This is a genomic window from Nocardia elegans NBRC 108235 (genome assembly GCF_001612845.1).
Lineage (GTDB): Bacteria > Actinomycetota > Actinomycetes > Mycobacteriales > Mycobacteriaceae > Nocardia > Nocardia nova.
Window position 1 is genome coordinate 229,332 of the sequence record NZ_BDBF01000001.1, and the last position, 14,471, is coordinate 243,802.

Genomic DNA, 14,471 nt, shown 5'->3' on the forward strand with positions numbered 1-14,471 from the left:
GCCTACGTCAGCTTCACCCGCGCCGCGACGAAGCGGTGGACGGCCGGGGCCAAGCGGCTGAAGTGGTACTGCAGGTGGGCTTCCGGCGTGACCGGGACGATCTCGCGGTGACGTTCGACCGCGCGCACGATCCGGTCGGCGACCTTCTCCGGGCCGTAGCCGCGTTTGCGGTAGAGCGCGTCGTAGCGGGCCTGCTTCGCGGCCTCCGCATCGTCGGACAGGCCCGAGAACTTCGTTGTCGCAACGATATTCGTGTGCACGATGCCGGGGCAGATGGTGTGCACCTCGATACCCTTGCCGGCCAGTTCGGCGCGCAGGCAGTCGGAGAACATGAAAACCGCGGACTTACTGGTCGAGTAGGCGCTAAAACCCTGCTGCGGGCTGTAGGCGGCCATGCTGGACAGGTTGACGATATGTCCGCCGAGCCCCCGCTCGGCCATGGCGGCGCCGAAGGTGCGGCAGCCGTTGACCACGCCGCCGAGGTTCACCCGCAGCACCCGGTCGAATTCGGCGGCGGAAGTCTCGAAGAAGTCTCCGGCCTGGCCGATGCCGGCGTTGTTGATCAGGATGTCGGGCACGCCGTGAGCGGCGATCACCGCGCTCGCGTGCTCGCTCATCGCCGCTTCGTCGGAGACGTCGACGGCGTAGGCGTGCGCGATGCCACCGGCCGCCGTGATCAGTTCCACGGTCTCCTTGGCGGCGTCCAGGTTCAGATCCGACAGGACGACCTCGGCGCCGCGGCGGGCGAACGCCAGCGCCGTTTCGCGGCCGATGCCGCTGCCGCCGCCGGTGATCACGACCAGCCGCTCGGTGAACGGCCCGGCCTGCACACCGACCTCGGCGCGGCGCAGCGTGCGCGGATACTCACCGGTGTCGACGGCCGTGGCGAGTTCGGTCGCCGAGGTGGCCAGCAACTCCGGATGGGAGAACGGCAGCCAATGCCCGCCCGCGATCTCGCGCCGGAACAGCCGATCGGTCCACTTCGGTGTGTCGTCGTACCCGGCCGGACGCACCGCGATATCGCGGCGCGCGATGATCAGCTGCACCGGCACCTCGGTGTGCCGCTCGCGTGGGCCGAGCATGCGCGGCAGGATGTTGGCGCGGTAGATCCGCATGCCGTCGAAGAAGTCCTGCCGGAACGCCGGACCCAATGTGACGTTCTCCGGGGAGGTTTCGTTCATCAGGCCGATGAACCGCTTCCACACCTTCTCCGACGACAGCGGCCGCATCACCGCCTTGTTCAGGCCGGGGGTCATGAACAGGAAGGTGTAGGCCGAGGACAGCAGCTGCGTGGCCGGGCCCCACACCGCGCCGCGGCCCATCCGATTGCGGGTCCACTTCGCCAGGTGGTCGAGATTCGGGCCGGAGACCGAGGTGAACGAGGCCACCCGGGCGGCGGCCTGCGGCTCACACACCGCCTCCCACACCTGCACCGAACCCCAGTCGTGGGCGAGCACGTGCACGGACCGGTCCGGGCTCACCGCATCGGCCACCGCGAAGAAGTCGGAGGCGAAGCGGTCCAGGCCGTAGTCCTCGGTGCGATCGGTCCGAGTGGAGCGGCCGTGGCCGCGGGTGTCGTAGGCGACGACGTGGAAACGCCCGGACAGCTTGGGAATCACCCGATCCCACAGGTGATGGTCGTCGGGCCAGCCGTGCACGAGCAGCATGGTCGGTGCGGCGGGATCGCCGTATTCGTAGACGGCGATATCGAAGTCACCGTTTCGGACGAAGTGTTCGGAGTCCGGAACGGGGGCGGAGTCGGTCACGAAAATCTCCTCGAAGAGGGCGAGTGGAGGTCAGAGGTCGAGTACCAAACGCTCACCCGCGCACCGTGATACGCAGATGAGCAGTTCGCCCTCGGCGCGCTCGCCGGGGCTGAGGACGGTGTCGCGATGATCGGGCTGCCCGTCGAGCACCCGGACCTTGCAGGTGCGGCAGAAACCCTGCCGGCAGGAGTAGGCGATATCGGGCCGGACGCGCAGCACTTCGTCGAGCGCCGAGCGGTCGGCGGGAATGTCGAGCACCTCACCGGTGCGAGCGAGCTCGACGCGGAACGGCTTGCCGTCGACCACCGGCGCGGCGGAGAATCGCTCGGAATACAGTTCCACACCGGGCATTTCGCGAACGGCCGCGGCGATCGCCGAGGTCATCGGGACCGGCCCGCAACAGTAGACCGATGTGTCGACGCCGACCCCGGGCAGCAGTTCCGCCGCCGTCGGCACACCCCCCTCGTCGTCGGTGCGCACCGTCACCCGGCTGCCGAAGGATTCTGTTTCGGCGAGGAACGGGATGGTGTCGCGACTGCGGCCGGTGTAGACCATGGTCCAGTCCACGCCCAGCCGATGCGCCATCCGCACCATCGGCAGGATCGGCGTGATCCCGATGCCGCCCGCGACGAAATGCACACGGGCAGCGGAGGATCCGTGGCCCGGCAGGACGAACGGGAAGGCGTTGCGGGGCCCGCGGATGGTGAGTTCGGCGCCGACGCGGAGATCGTCGTGCACCTCGACCGAACCACCGAGGCCGCCCGGTATGCGGCGCACCGCGATCCGGTAGTGGAACCGATCGGCGGGGTCACCGCACAGCGAATACTGCCGCAGCCGGCCCGACGGCAGTTCCAGGTCCAGATGGGCGCCAGGTCGCCAGGTCGGCAGCGCGCCGCCGTCGGTGGCGCGCAGCACCAGGCTCACCACATCGGCGTCGTGCGCCTCGATCCGCCGCTCGACCACCCGCACGCGCAACCGGCCGCTGTCGACCGCGCCGGTCACCGGACGCCGGTGGATCAGCGACGCCCACCGCATCCGCGCCTCGGCGACCGCGCCGATGATGCGGATCGGCCGGTCCGAGCCGCGCCCACCGTAGAGGTCGGGCGGCAGCTCGGTGGGCACGGGCCTGCGTGTCGTCACGACGCGAGTGCCTGTGCCGCAGGCGATTTCGCCAGATACGCCACGGCCTGCGCGGTCGATCCGACCGAGGCCGGGGTGTATCCGGGCTTGGCCACCGACAGCGCCGACCACAGCAGCGAGGGAATTCCGGGCAGCGCACCCCGCCACATCGCACCGAGCGCCTTGCCCACGATGCGGGGATACCCCATATTCGGCAGCTCGGCGTCCTGGTGCACCAGATACTTCGTGCCGCGCAGCAGCAGCGCCACGAAGATCGGGAAGGTGATCGCCATCAGCGCGCACCGGCGCACGTAGCCGACCTCGAAATATCCGGCGACATCGTGGGCGACGAAGCGGTGCTCGACCTCCTCGGCGCCGTGCCAGCGGTACAGGTCGAGCATATTGGGCGCGGCGTCGAACCGCTCCAGATCGGCGTTGATGATCCAGTCGCCGAGGAAGGCGAAGAAGTGCTCGAGGGTGGCGATGAAGCCCAGCCGTTCGACGAGGGTGTGGAACTGCTCACGCGGCGTCTGCCCCTCTCGCGGACCCAGCGCCTTACGGAAGATGTACTCCATCTGCCGCGCGTAGCTGTCGACGTCGACGCCGTGGGCGCGGAAGACCTGCTGCAGCGAATCGTTGTGGGTTTCGGCGTGCATGGCCTCCTGCCCCATGAAGCCGATGACCTGTTCGCGCAGCTTCTCGTCCTTGATCAGCGGCAGCGCCTCGGAGAAGGTCTGGATGAACATCCGCTCGCCCTCGGGCAGCAGCAGGTTGAGCGAGTTGAACACATGCGAGGCGATGGGTTCGGCGGCCAGCCAGTGCAGCGGGGTGGCCCGCCAATCGAACTGCACATTCCGTGCGTGCAGCGCCACCTCACCGGGATCGCCCACGCCGCGGTTGCGCATGGGAAGTAACTTCATCGGTACTCCTGGTCGTCATCTCGGCCATCGGTTCCGGCCGCACCGGCACCGTTGCTACGGCAGCGTAGCAATTATCGGGCGGTAAGCGACACCCTGAGTACCACATAATTTTGGCCGCCGGAGCGGATCAGCGCGGAGTTCTCGGCCAGGTAAAGGTGTGACCGTCGGCATCCACGGTGGTCACCTTGGTGAAGACATTGCCCGGCCGCGCGACGTCGGTCAGCGTGAGATGCACCTTTTTGGTGACGTACTTGCCGGCGGCACAGTTGGGATCGCAGGTGTTCTCCCGCTCGACACCGTCTCCCTGCGCCTGATCCGGCCCCCAGCTCTGCCACACGATCTGTTCGACCTGAGCACCCAGATCGGCGCAGGCGAGGATCATATTCTCCGGCCGGACCGCCGGCTTACTGAAGGAACAGTCGATAACTTCCGGGACCGTACTGGCGGTGGTCGCCTTCGGCGCGACCGAGTCGGCCGGGCGAGCGTTCCCCGAGTCGGACGAGCCGCAGCCGGTCAGCATCAGCAACGCGGCGGCCGCGGCCGCGCCGAACAGCGGGCGGCTACCGCGCCGAATCGTGTCACCGTTCATGTCAGTCCCCAGATCTTCGTCGAACTCCACCCGCCGCCCGTGGGCGTGTCTACCAAACCTAGTGGATCGATTCGGCGGCCGGGGGCACGCGACACCGGCGCATACGCGCAACCTCGGCACCTATCGCCGCGCTCGGTCGACGACAGCGACTATTCCCCCACCGCGCCGGCGTCGAGATTGCTCGCCGCCCACGCCCACAGCGGTTGCAGCGCCCGCACGAGTTCGGTTCCGGCCGTGGTCAACTCGTAGGCTTTGTCGGCGCGTTTGACGATCACACCGGCGCCCTGCAGGGTCTGCAGGCGCACCGAGAGCATGCTCGAGGAGCAGTTGTCCATGCGCCGGCGCAGCTCGAGGAAACCGAGAGGTCCCGGCGTCAGTTCCCAGACGACGCGCAGCATCCAGCGCTGCCCCAGCAGTTCCATCGCCGCACGGGGGGCGCCCTCGCGCTCTCTTGCACTTCTCATTTCGAACCACCATAGTGATTCTGAAATAGAAGCAACGAGTGGGAGTGCGGGTGGATTCACAACGCATCGTGTTGATCACCGGCGCCTCCCGCGGCATCGGGGCGCAGACCGCCCGGATTCTCGCGGGGCGCGGCGATCACGTCGTCCTGAACTATCGCGAGAAACGCAGGCGGGCAAGCATTCTCGCCGATTCGATCGCCGCCGACGGCGGATCGGCGACGCCGGTGGGCGCCGACCTGTCCGATCCCGGGGCCGCTGCGACCATGATCGAGGAGATCCGCACCCGATTCGGGCGGCTGGACGTGCTGATCCTCAACGCCTCGGGCGGGCTCGAACACGGCGCCGAGCCCGGCTACGCGATGGCGATCAACCGCGACGCCCAGGTGCGGCTGGTCCGGCTGGCGTTACCGCTCATGGCCCCGGGTGCGCGCATCGTGTTCGTCACCAGCCACCAGGCGCACTTCCACGGCCGCAAACCCACCCCGGCGGACTACGAGCCCATCGCACGGAGCAAGCGGGCGGGCGAGGACGCGCTGCGCGCCATGATCGGCGAATTCGACTCGCGCGGAATCGGTTTCACTGTCGTATCGGGCGACATGATCGAGGGCACCATCATCGTGCGCCTGCTCGAACGCCGCGATCCGGACGCGGTGGCGGCGCGAACCGAACACGGTGCGCTGCCCACGATCGACGAGTTCGCGACCGCGATCGCCGACACCACCACGGCCGATACCGAATCCGGCCATACGGTCTATGTCGGCGGGACCGACTACCTGGCCGACGCGATCGATCCGGCTACCTGACCGTCGGACGCGGAGCCGGCACCGCCACGGCCACGATCGGTCCACATCGACCGCCGCCGGGCCCGCACGATCACCCGTGGGCGTGATCGAACCACTGATACGGGATCGACCAGTCCCATTCGGCCGCGGCCGCTTCGGCGTCGCGGTAGTCGTCGACCTGGCACTCGTTCAGGTAGACCGGAACCATCGCGCCGAAACCCGCACCCAGCGCGGACAATCCGTTCAGCACACAGCGCCACAGAGCGGACCTCTCGAGTCGGTGCACCGGAATCGACCTCCTTGTCGCACTCGGCGAGCGCCCGGGGCGACGCGATCACCCTCGGCGCCTTCGCCGACCAACGCTGTGGGGCAAAACGGTACGCCCGGCAGGCCCCGGCTGTGTCCGGTTTCGGCAATCTTCACAGCAGACCCGCGGCGGTCAGATCCCGGACGTATTTGCCGATCAATTCCCGGCTCAGGTGCGGAATGTCGCCGTCCGGGCCGGTTCCCGCCGCCCGCACGGCGGCCCGGAACCGCTCGGCCGGCAGCGCCGATCCCGGAACGGCCGGGGCCGGACGACGGAAGGCATGCAGCAGCGGCAGAACCGAATGCCGCCGCTGCCGCTCGGGCAGGGCACGCAGTGCGGTCTCGAAACGCGCCAGCCAGTCGGCGTAGTCGGCGATGCGAGTGATGCGGTGACCGTCGGCGACGAGCCAGTCGACGAAGGTGTCCAGGCCGATGCCGTCGTCGTGCGGGTTGAGCACGTCGAAGGTGTCGAATCCGCTGTCGGCGCCGGGCCCGAGCGCGGTGATGGCGGCGGCGGTGAAGTCCGCGGGAAGGCCGTCGTAGTGGGCGCGGGCGCGCCCCCCGTCGGCGGCCGGGCGGTAGAACGATTCCGGTGCGAGGCCGGTGGCGAGCACGCTGAGCAGCAACCGGGTGAACAAGTCGGGCAGATTGAACTGCCCGGCGAATTCGCTGTGCGCGAGGATCATGTCGGACCGGAAGACCGCGACCGGAAGTCCGCACAGGTCGTGCGCCTCGCGCAGCAACACCTCACCGGCCCATTTACTGTTGCCGTACCCGTTGGCGTAGCCGCCGTCGATGATCCGTTCGGGGCTGATCTCGCGGATATCGCCGTCCTCGGTGAAGCGCGCGGGGTCGACCTGGGAGGCTACCGCGACCGTGGACAGATAGGTCACCGGCTTGCGGCGCGCGGTGATCGCCAAGCGGACGACCTCGGCCGTTCCCACCACGTTCGGCCCGAACAGCTGGTCGTAGGGCAGCACGTGATTGACCAGCGCCGCCGGGTGCACCACCAGGTCGACTGTTTCGGCGAGTTCGCGCCACCGGTCCTCGCCCAGCCCGAAATTCGGTTCGCCGATATCACCCGGCACGACGGTCAGCCGGCGTTCGGCGAGCTCCCGATACCGTTGCAGCAGAACCGGATCCCCGCTGTCGAACGCCTCGTCCAGACGCGCCCGCGCGGCGTCGGCGTCACGGCCGCGGATCACACAGATCAGGGTGCCGTCGCAGGCGTCGAGCCGGTGCAGCCATTCCAGGCACAGGAACCGGCCGAGGTAGCCGTTCGCCCCGGTCAGCAGAACCGTGCGCGGCGGGGCCGGTGCGGGCGGCAGAGACTTTGCGGCAGTGAGGGTCTCGTGGTCGATGAACGCGTCGAGGGTCAGATCCGCGGCCCGCACCCGCGTGCCGCGCCCGTGCACGGTGGCGAGCGTGGGGCGGCGGCCGCCGCCGCGGCGTTCGGTGTCGATGTGTTCGGCCAAGCACCGCAATGTATTCGCCGGATGGACGATGGTGCCCACCGGCACCTCCACGCCGAACAGTTCGCTCAGCAGATTCGACAGCGACAGCGCCGAGAGCGAATCGCCGCCGAGGTCGGTGAAATGCGCCTCCGGCCGGATATCGCCACTCGCGCAGCCCAGCAGGGCCCGCGCGGCGCGGCCCACCGTCTCCAGCACGGGACGATCCGCCGCACCGTGGCGCAGTGCCGCCAGTTCGTCGGCCTGTTCCTGGGACAGTTCGGCGTAGAGCCGCTCCAGGCGCTCGCCGTAGCGTTCCTTCAGCTTGGGCCGCAACAACTTTCCGATTCCCGACAGCAGACCGTTGTCCTGAGTGAACGGTTCGGCCTCGAGCAGGAAGTCGCGCGGAATCTCGTAACTGTTGAGCCCGGCCTCCTTCGCCAGCTCCTGCAGCGATTCGGCCAGTGCCGCACGGGGATCCGGGAGCGCCAGCGCCTCGTCGGTCGGCACGATCACCGCGAGCAGGTAGGCGCGTTCGCTGCTGCCGTAGACGAAGATCTGACGGATCAGCGCGCTGGTGGAGAACACCGACTCCAGCTTCGCCACGGTGACGAACTCGCCCTGTGACAGCTTGAGCACGTTGTTGCGGCGATCGACGTAGACCAGATGGTCGGGGCCGAGTTCGGCGACCACGTCGCCGGTGCGGTAGAAGCCGTCCTCGTCGAACATCTCCGCGGTGATCTCGGGGCGTTTGAAATATCCCGGGAACATGGTGGTGGTCTTGAGCAGCAGTTCACCGCGCGGATGGGGCTGGTCGGTGCCGAAGTAGCCGAGTTCGGGGACGTCGGCGAGCTTGTAGTCCAGCACCGGCGGGCGCCGGACCTTGTTGTCGACGATGACGCTGCCGCCGGCCTCGGTGGAGCCGTATCCGTCGTGCAGGCCGATGGTCAGCACGGATTCCATGAAGGCACGCATCTCCGGCGCCAGCGGCGCGCTGGCACACATCGCGCCGAGAAAGCGGCCACCCAGAAGTCGTTCGCGTAGTTCGGCTTTCACCTCGTCCTCGATGACGCCGCGCTCACCGCCGGCCGCGATCCGGGTCTCGACCTCACCCTGGTGGTGTTGCAGCAGCATCTCGCAGACGCGCGGAACGAAGACCAGTTCCGTGGGCCGGGTCAGCTCCAGATCCTCGAACAGCGTCGACATATCGCTGCGCGCGGTGAAGTAGGCGGTCCCGCCACGAGCGAGCGTGCCGCCCAGTTGCAGACGGCCCGCCACATGGCTGAGCGGCAGATAGTTGAGGGTGATCGCGGGCACCGGCGCCTTGGCGGTGTACAACCACATCGCCGCGGCCAGGCGGTCGGTGTACATGGCGCCCTTGGGCGTTCCGGTGCTGCCGGAGGTGTAGATGAGCAGCGACAACGGATCGTCGCCGGGCGCGCTCGCGAGCGGCACGGCCGGGAGGGCGAAACCGTGCTCGACGAGATCGTGCAGCGAGTCGAACGCGATCTCGCGACCCGATTCGGCCAGCCGGGCGCGCGCCGCCGCGACGGCCGCGCGTTCGTCATCGTCGCCGGTGCTGTCGAAGACGACCAGTTGCCCGATCGTCGCACTCGCCAGCGCGGCCTCGACAGCGGCGTCGAGCAGTTCGGCGCTGCAGGCCAGTACCCGCGCCTCGGTCTCCGCGATGATCGAATTCCATTGCGCGACAGCGGCGGTGGCCTGGAGCGGCACCGCCACGGTGCCGAGCCGCACGCCCGCGAGGTCGACGGTGACGTAATCGCTGCTGACGAATCCGACGGTGCACACGAAATCACCGGCGCGCACCCCCGCGGCCTGCCACGCACTCGCCAGCGCCCCGGCGCGCGACCACAGCTGCCGATAGCTCAGGGTTTCGAAGCGCGGCAGCAGCCGCCGCACCCGGCGCCCCTCGGCGTCGACGACGATCTCACCGGCCCGCTGCCCGACGGCCGGACGGTCGGCGTACGCGGTCATGACAGTGTCGACCAGTTCGGCCAGGCGCAGGCCCGGGCGTGCGAGTGCGGCGCTGACGTCCGCATCCGGCCATGCCGCCCGCACCTCGTCGTCGGCCATCGCCGCCGCGAGGCGCCGTTTACGCTCGGTCTTCTGCACGTCATCGGGCATGGGTGGGTCTCCCTGGGTCGTCTACCGGCGGACGAGTCGTCCCCACGCGCCACTGTAGCGCGCATCACGGTTAACTTAGCTCCGCTAACTACCCGTTCGTCAAGCCTTTGCGCCAACAATTCGGTAGGCAGCAGCGGAAATGCCTACTCACATGATGGTTGCACCACCCCTGGGTGTTCTTCGATTCCAGCGTGAAGACGTCTCCGTTCCGGCACCGGGGCGAGACTCCGCGTGGAATAAGTGCGCCACCCACACGCTTCCATAAATACCCCCCGGGGTATATGACCCAAGAGAGAAGAGAGACATGGCAACTACGACAGTGACCAAGGCGAACTTCGACCAGGTCGTCGCGGGCTCGGACCTGGTGGTTCTGGACTTCTGGGCATCTTGGTGCGGTCCGTGCCGGATGTTCGCGCCGATCTTCGAGCGCGTCGCCGCGAAGCATCCGGACGTCGTGTTCGGAAAGGTCGACACCGAGGCGGAACAGGAGTTGGCGGGCGCGTTCCGGATCAGCTCCATTCCGACGCTGATGATCGTCCGCGACGGTGTCGTGCTGTACGCGCGGCCGGGCGTCGTCCCCGAAGACGCACTGGAGCAACTCATTTCACGGGCACGCGAGTTGAACATGGACGACGTGCGCCGAGAGATGGCCGCGCAGGCGGCGCGAGTGTGAGCCGGGTCGCTGCCGGATCGCCCCTCGGAACCACCGCGGCTTCGCCGATTGTTCGGCCGCCGAGAAGCGGCCGAACGGCAGCGGCACGGTGACTTTGTGCCCTCTCGCACCGGGGCGCGCGGATGCGACTGTCCTCCTCATGCAGAACACCGTTTCGCCGGCGGAGCCGATCCTCCAGGTCTCCGCCGGCCGCTATGTGTCGGATGCGGGAGCGGACTACGCGCGGGAGAAGATCGGGCGTGCGCTGGCCCACGCGTCGGAGCCCGTCCTGTCCGCGCGAGTGCGGCTCACCGGTCACGGTGATCCCGCCCTCGGCGGATCGGTTGTCGCCCAGGCCAATGTGAATCTCGCCGGTCGCCCGGTGCGGGTGCAGGTCACCGGCACGAGCACGCGCGAAGCCGTGGACCTGCTCCGGGCGCGGCTCGAGTCACGCCTCGCCCGCATCTCGCGACACTGGGAAGCCGTACGAGGGGGACGGGGAGCCGGGGCGGTCCACGAATGGCGGCACGGCGCTGCTCCGCGAAACGGATTGCCGTACCACCCGCGTCCGGCCGAGGAGCGTCGAGTCGTGCGGCACAAGTCGTACGCGCTGACGAACGAGACCGTCGACGAGGCGGCCTTCGACATGGAGCTCATGGACTACGAGTTCCAGCTGTTCACCGAATACGGCAGCCGCGTCGACAGCATCCTGTATCGCGACGGCGCCACGGGTTACCGTCTGGCGCAGGTGGATCCGCGTCCCGACGCGGTGACCCGCGGCTTGCCGGCATTGTCCGTCAGCAGCCGGCAGGCGCCACGGCTGAGCGTGCCCGAGGCGATCACCCGGCTGGAACTGACCGGATGGCCGTTCGTCTTCTTCCGGGACCGGGACCTCGATCGCGGCTGCGTGCTCTATCACCGCTACGACGGGCACTACGGCCTGATCACGCCTTCCGACGCCGCAGACCGCACCGACGCCGCGGACCGCACCGAATAGGCCCGGCGCACACGGGAAGAGGAGACACCTATGACCGGACCGGATACACCGGCGATCGTGGTCGGCGCCGACGGCTCGGAGATCGCGCTGCAAGCCGTGGTGTGGGCCGCCGTCGAGGCCGCGTTGCAGCACTGCGCGCTGCACATCGTCACGTCCTACGGCGTAGCGCCGAATCCGGGCCTGACCGCGGTGCTGGCCGCCGCGGAACAGCAGTGGCTGCGCGCGGACGGGGAACGCGTACTGGCCGAAGCGGCGGCGGTGGCGCGCCACGCCACACCCGATGCGACGCTGGCGATCAGCACCGAACTGAGTTTCGACATGATCATCCCCACCCTGCTCGAGCATTCGGCGCGGGCGCGGATGGTGGTGGTCGGCAGCCATGGCCGCGGGGCGATCGGGCGGATGGTGCTCGGCTCGGTCAGCACCGCGCTCAGCCGGCACGCGCACTGCCCGGTCGCGGTCGTGCACGGCGATCCGGCCGCCGACGCCGGATGGGCGCGGAAACCGGTCGTGGTCGGAGTGGACGGCACCGCGAACAGCGTCCCGGCCGTCGAACTCGCCTTCGCCGAGGCGTCCCGGCGCGGGGCCGGGTTGGTCGCGGTACACGCCTGGAGCGATCGGAGCGGTTACGACCTCCCCGTGGTCGGCTGGGAGGCGATTCGCGAGACCGAGCGGGTGGTGCTGGCCGAGAGACTGGCCGGCTGGGCGGAACGGTTCCCGGAGGTATCGGTCGAGCGAGTCGTGATGTGCGACAGCCCCGTTCGGGCGCTGCTCGCCCGCTGCGAGGACGCGCAACTGCTGGTGGTCGGTACCCACGGGCGCGGCGGGTTTCCCGGTCTGGTGCTGGGTTCGACCAGTACCGCGCTGCTACATCTCGCGCACTGTCCGACGATCGTCGTCCGGGGCGGCGAGGCCGACGCGGCGGTCACCGAACACGTAACCGCCGGGGCGGAAGGCGTCGCATGAGTGCCGGCTCGTTCCGCGACGACGAGGGGCCCCGGCCGGTAATTCGTCTACCGAAATTGGTCAGCCCCGCTCGGTAGCATCCACCGCATGCCCATCAAACTCGAGAACGTCGGCATCGCCGTTCGCGACCTCGAAGCAGCGATCGCCTTCTTCACCGACCTCGGTCTCACGGTTCTCGGCCGGGACACGGTCAGTGGTGAATGGACCGACACCGCCGTCGGTCTCGACGGCAATCACGCCAAGATCGCCATGCTCCAGACCCCGGACGGTCACGGTCGCCTCGAGCTCTTCGAGTACATCCACCCGGATGCGATCGAGACGGAACCCACCCGCCCCAACGAGATCGGCATGCACCGGGTCGCCTTCTCGGTCGACGACATCGACACAGCCCTCGAGATCGCCGCGAAGCACGGCTGCCATCCGCTTCGCGGCGTCGCGACCTATCAGGACATCTACAAGCTCACCTACCTCCGCGGCCCGAGCGGAATCCTCGTGATGCTCGCCGAGGAGCTGAAGAAGGACTGACGGCGGATCGTGCCCGCTACCCCGCCGGATCCTCCACAACGACATGCCGCGCCCGGCGATGTTAATGTCGTTGCGGCAGAGTAACTTTCCGTCCATGTCCTCGTCTCGAGCGCGCGACTCCACTCGCGGGCCAGCAGCTCCCGCACGTCGGCGGAACCAGCGGTAGCGACCTGCAGCCGCTGCTGGACCAGCTCGATCCCCATACGAAGGAGGTCTTCATGACCATCGCCGAAGAGCTGGAGGCCCGCGGGGAAGCGCGTGGCGAGGCACGCGGGGAGGCACGGGTGTTGCTTCAGCAGCTCGCGTTCAAGTTCGGGCCGCTGCCGGAATCGGTCACCGGGACCGTGCACGCGGCGCGGCCCGAAGAAGTGCGGAAATGGGCGCTACGAATCCTCACCGCGGACACACTGGCCGCCGTCTTCGACCGATAGGTTTCGAGGCCATCCTGCGTGGTGCCGGATCGTCGGAACAGCAGACGACGGTCGTGCATCGATGCCTCCGCGGCAGCCTTCTCCTCCCATGTAAAGATTCGGTCGCGGACGGGGCATCCAACTGGGCGCATGAACGGCGGGTGATACGGGAAAACCCTCGAAGCCCTTGGGGTGCAGCGGCTTCGAGGGTTCTCGGTTCGGGCGCGGAGCGGAGGCTTATGCCTGGTCGAACTTGCCGGCCTCGACGCTGGTGGTGAAGGCGGACCACTCCGAGGGAGTGAAGATCAGGGCCGGACCGGTGGGGTTCTTCGAATCACGTACGCCCACACCATCATCGAGGAACGCTACCTCGACACAGTCCTTCGTAGAAGTGGACCGACTCGACTTGAACCACTTCGCCGTGGAGAGATCGTTGGTGCTCACCGGCTGTGCTCCTTGCAAATTTCGGACATCAACTTCTTCGACTCGACCCCGTCCAACGCTACACGAGTGATCTCGCGCACGACTCGTTGATATCGCCGGATCTCGGTCTCTCGTTCCAGATAGAGGTCGCCTGCGTAACCCTCCGAGTAGACGATCGGAGGAGGCACCAGATTGGCCGAGAGGACTGGAAATTCCACCATCGTGAACGATCCTGCGAACCGCCCGACGTGCGGGCCCGCGCTGAACGGTGTGACCCGAATGTCGATGTTGGGGAGCTCGGACAGCGCGATCAGTTGGCGAATCTGCCCCGCGATGACAGCCTTCCCGCCGACCTGATCACGCAAGACCGCCTCCGACAGAAATGCGGCAATGTGCAGTTCCGGATCCTTCAATCGCTCTTGGCGATGCGTCTGCCATTCGATGCGCCGTTCCAGTTGCTCGGATGGCAGGTCGGGCGATTCTGCCCACGCTATAGCGCGGCGATACTCAGGAGTCTGCAGCAGTCCAGGAACGATCATCAACTGCCAGATCGTGAGTTTGTTGGCGGCATCCTCCAGGGCAAGATAGTGGTCGAATCCAGTAGTTTGCGCGTCCGCATACGCCCTCCACCAGCTGGCCGTCACCTTCCCCTCTCGCGATGCGCGAATCTCCTTCACCAGATCCAGGCAGATGCGCCGCTCCTCATCGGTCGCCCCGTAGCTGTCGCACAGCGCGTTCACTTGCAGACTGGTGATCCGCGTCGTCTGACCCTCTTCGATGCGGCCGATGGTCTGATGCGATGTTTCCGCGATGCGCGCGGCCTGGGATTGTCCCATTCCCTTGGCATTTCGCAGCCGCCGCAGTTCACGCCCCAATGCTCGCTGCGCGAGTGTGCTCCCTGACCCCATTCGTTAGCTCCCCTATCGATTGTGTCCCGGTTTTCTGGACAGGTCCCC

15 protein-coding genes are annotated in these 14,471 nt (G+C 67.9%); 6 read left to right on the plus strand and 9 right to left on the minus strand.

Going from position 1 to position 14,471, the window contains the following annotated elements; translation table 11 throughout:
• Window positions 1–2: 2 nt before the first annotated feature.
• The 5 genes from NE2_RS01050 to NE2_RS01070 form a co-directional block, all read right to left on the minus strand.
• Window positions 3–1,772 carry an SDR family oxidoreductase gene (locus NE2_RS01050; protein ID WP_063022984.1) on the minus strand — a complete coding sequence of 590 codons (1,770 nt, stop codon included), beginning with the start codon at window positions 1,770–1,772 and terminating at the stop codon, window positions 3–5.
• A 24-nt stretch (window positions 1,773–1,796) separates the two neighbouring features.
• Window positions 1,797–2,906: a PDR/VanB family oxidoreductase gene (locus NE2_RS01055; protein WP_063022986.1), complete on the minus strand. Its 1,110-nt coding sequence runs from the start codon at window positions 2,904–2,906 to the stop codon at window positions 1,797–1,799.
• On the minus strand, window positions 2,903–3,805 hold the full coding sequence (locus NE2_RS01060) for a metal-dependent hydrolase (RefSeq protein WP_063022988.1): 903 nt from the start codon (window positions 3,803–3,805) through the stop codon (window positions 2,903–2,905). Before NE2_RS01060 ends, NE2_RS01055 begins: the two co-directional genes overlap by 4 nt.
• A gap of 127 nt (window positions 3,806–3,932) precedes the next feature.
• Entirely contained in the window at window positions 3,933–4,394 is a 462-nt protein-coding gene (locus tag NE2_RS01065) for a hypothetical protein (protein ID WP_106958430.1), read from the minus strand.
• A gap of 149 nt (window positions 4,395–4,543) precedes the next feature.
• The gene (locus NE2_RS01070; protein ID WP_227462808.1) at window positions 4,544–4,858 is read right to left on the minus strand and encodes a winged helix-turn-helix transcriptional regulator; all 315 of its coding nucleotides are present in this window, start codon (window positions 4,856–4,858) and stop codon (window positions 4,544–4,546) included.
• A gap of 50 nt (window positions 4,859–4,908) precedes the next feature.
• Here NE2_RS01070 and NE2_RS01075 point away from each other — a divergent pair, with 50 nt between their 5' ends.
• Entirely contained in the window at window positions 4,909–5,661 is a 753-nt protein-coding gene (locus NE2_RS01075) for an SDR family oxidoreductase (RefSeq protein WP_233429602.1), read from the plus strand.
• Window positions 5,662–5,731: 70 nt separating this feature from the next.
• Here the strand turns inward: NE2_RS01075 and NE2_RS35400 are convergent, their stop codons facing one another.
• A complete protein-coding gene (locus NE2_RS35400; RefSeq protein ID WP_146165201.1) occupies window positions 5,732–5,926 on the minus strand; it encodes a hypothetical protein in 195 nt (64 codons plus the stop codon).
• A 133-nt stretch (window positions 5,927–6,059) separates the two neighbouring features.
• Window positions 6,060–9,542 carry a carboxylic acid reductase gene (gene car, locus NE2_RS01080; protein WP_063022991.1) on the minus strand — a complete coding sequence of 1,161 codons (3,483 nt, stop codon included), beginning with the start codon at window positions 9,540–9,542 and terminating at the stop codon, window positions 6,060–6,062.
• 304 nt (window positions 9,543–9,846) lie between these two features.
• Here car and trxA point away from each other — a divergent pair, with 304 nt between their 5' ends.
• The 5 genes from trxA to NE2_RS01105 all read left to right on the plus strand — a co-directional run bounded on the left by trxA (window position 9,847) and on the right by NE2_RS01105 (window position 13,113).
• Window positions 9,847–10,215: a thioredoxin gene (gene trxA, locus NE2_RS01085; protein ID WP_063022993.1), complete on the plus strand. Its 369-nt coding sequence runs from the start codon at window positions 9,847–9,849 to the stop codon at window positions 10,213–10,215.
• Between the two features lie 139 nt (window positions 10,216–10,354).
• Window positions 10,355–11,191 carry a ribosome hibernation promotion factor gene (locus tag NE2_RS01090; RefSeq protein WP_084493669.1) on the plus strand — a complete coding sequence of 279 codons (837 nt, stop codon included), beginning with the start codon at window positions 10,355–10,357 and terminating at the stop codon, window positions 11,189–11,191.
• Between the two features lie 30 nt (window positions 11,192–11,221).
• On the plus strand, window positions 11,222–12,157 hold the full coding sequence (locus NE2_RS01095) for a universal stress protein (protein WP_063022996.1): 936 nt from the start codon (window positions 11,222–11,224) through the stop codon (window positions 12,155–12,157).
• An 87-nt stretch (window positions 12,158–12,244) separates the two neighbouring features.
• Window positions 12,245–12,682 (plus strand): VOC family protein, encoded by a 438-nt coding sequence (locus tag NE2_RS01100; RefSeq protein ID WP_030515757.1) that lies wholly within the window; start codon window positions 12,245–12,247, stop codon window positions 12,680–12,682.
• A gap of 218 nt (window positions 12,683–12,900) precedes the next feature.
• Entirely contained in the window at window positions 12,901–13,113 is a 213-nt protein-coding gene (locus NE2_RS01105) for a hypothetical protein (protein WP_063022998.1), read from the plus strand.
• 216 nt (window positions 13,114–13,329) lie between these two features.
• On the opposite strand, the gene NE2_RS01110 is transcribed toward NE2_RS01105, so the two are convergent.
• Window positions 13,330–13,536 carry a DUF397 domain-containing protein gene (locus NE2_RS01110; protein ID WP_063023000.1) on the minus strand — a complete coding sequence of 69 codons (207 nt, stop codon included), beginning with the start codon at window positions 13,534–13,536 and terminating at the stop codon, window positions 13,330–13,332.
• Window positions 13,533–14,423 carry a helix-turn-helix domain-containing protein gene (locus NE2_RS01115; RefSeq protein ID WP_063909231.1) on the minus strand — a complete coding sequence of 297 codons (891 nt, stop codon included), beginning with the start codon at window positions 14,421–14,423 and terminating at the stop codon, window positions 13,533–13,535. The genes NE2_RS01110 and NE2_RS01115 overlap by 4 nt, the downstream gene beginning before the upstream one ends.
• Between the last annotated feature and the right edge of the window lie 48 nt (window positions 14,424–14,471).

Coding starts and splice junctions, on each gene's coding strand:
- car (WP_063022991.1), bottom strand. CDS start 9,542: ATGCCCGATGACGTGCAGAAGACCGAGCGTAAACGGCGCCTCGCGGCG.
- NE2_RS01070 (WP_227462808.1), bottom strand. CDS start 4,858: ATGAGAAGTGCAAGAGAGCGCGAGGGCGCCCCCCGTGCGGCGATGGAA.
- NE2_RS01100 (WP_030515757.1), top strand. CDS start 12,245: ATGCCCATCAAACTCGAGAACGTCGGCATCGCCGTTCGCGACCTCGAA.
- NE2_RS01115 (WP_063909231.1), bottom strand. CDS start 14,423: ATGGGGTCAGGGAGCACACTCGCGCAGCGAGCATTGGGGCGTGAACTG.
- NE2_RS01065 (WP_106958430.1), bottom strand. CDS start 4,394: ATGAACGGTGACACGATTCGGCGCGGTAGCCGCCCGCTGTTCGGCGCG.
- NE2_RS01105 (WP_063022998.1), top strand. CDS start 12,901: ATGACCATCGCCGAAGAGCTGGAGGCCCGCGGGGAAGCGCGTGGCGAG.
- NE2_RS01090 (WP_084493669.1), top strand. CDS start 10,355: ATGCAGAACACCGTTTCGCCGGCGGAGCCGATCCTCCAGGTCTCCGCC.
- NE2_RS01095 (WP_063022996.1), top strand. CDS start 11,222: ATGACCGGACCGGATACACCGGCGATCGTGGTCGGCGCCGACGGCTCG.
- trxA (WP_063022993.1), top strand. CDS start 9,847: ATGGCAACTACGACAGTGACCAAGGCGAACTTCGACCAGGTCGTCGCG.
- NE2_RS01060 (WP_063022988.1), bottom strand. CDS start 3,805: ATGAAGTTACTTCCCATGCGCAACCGCGGCGTGGGCGATCCCGGTGAG.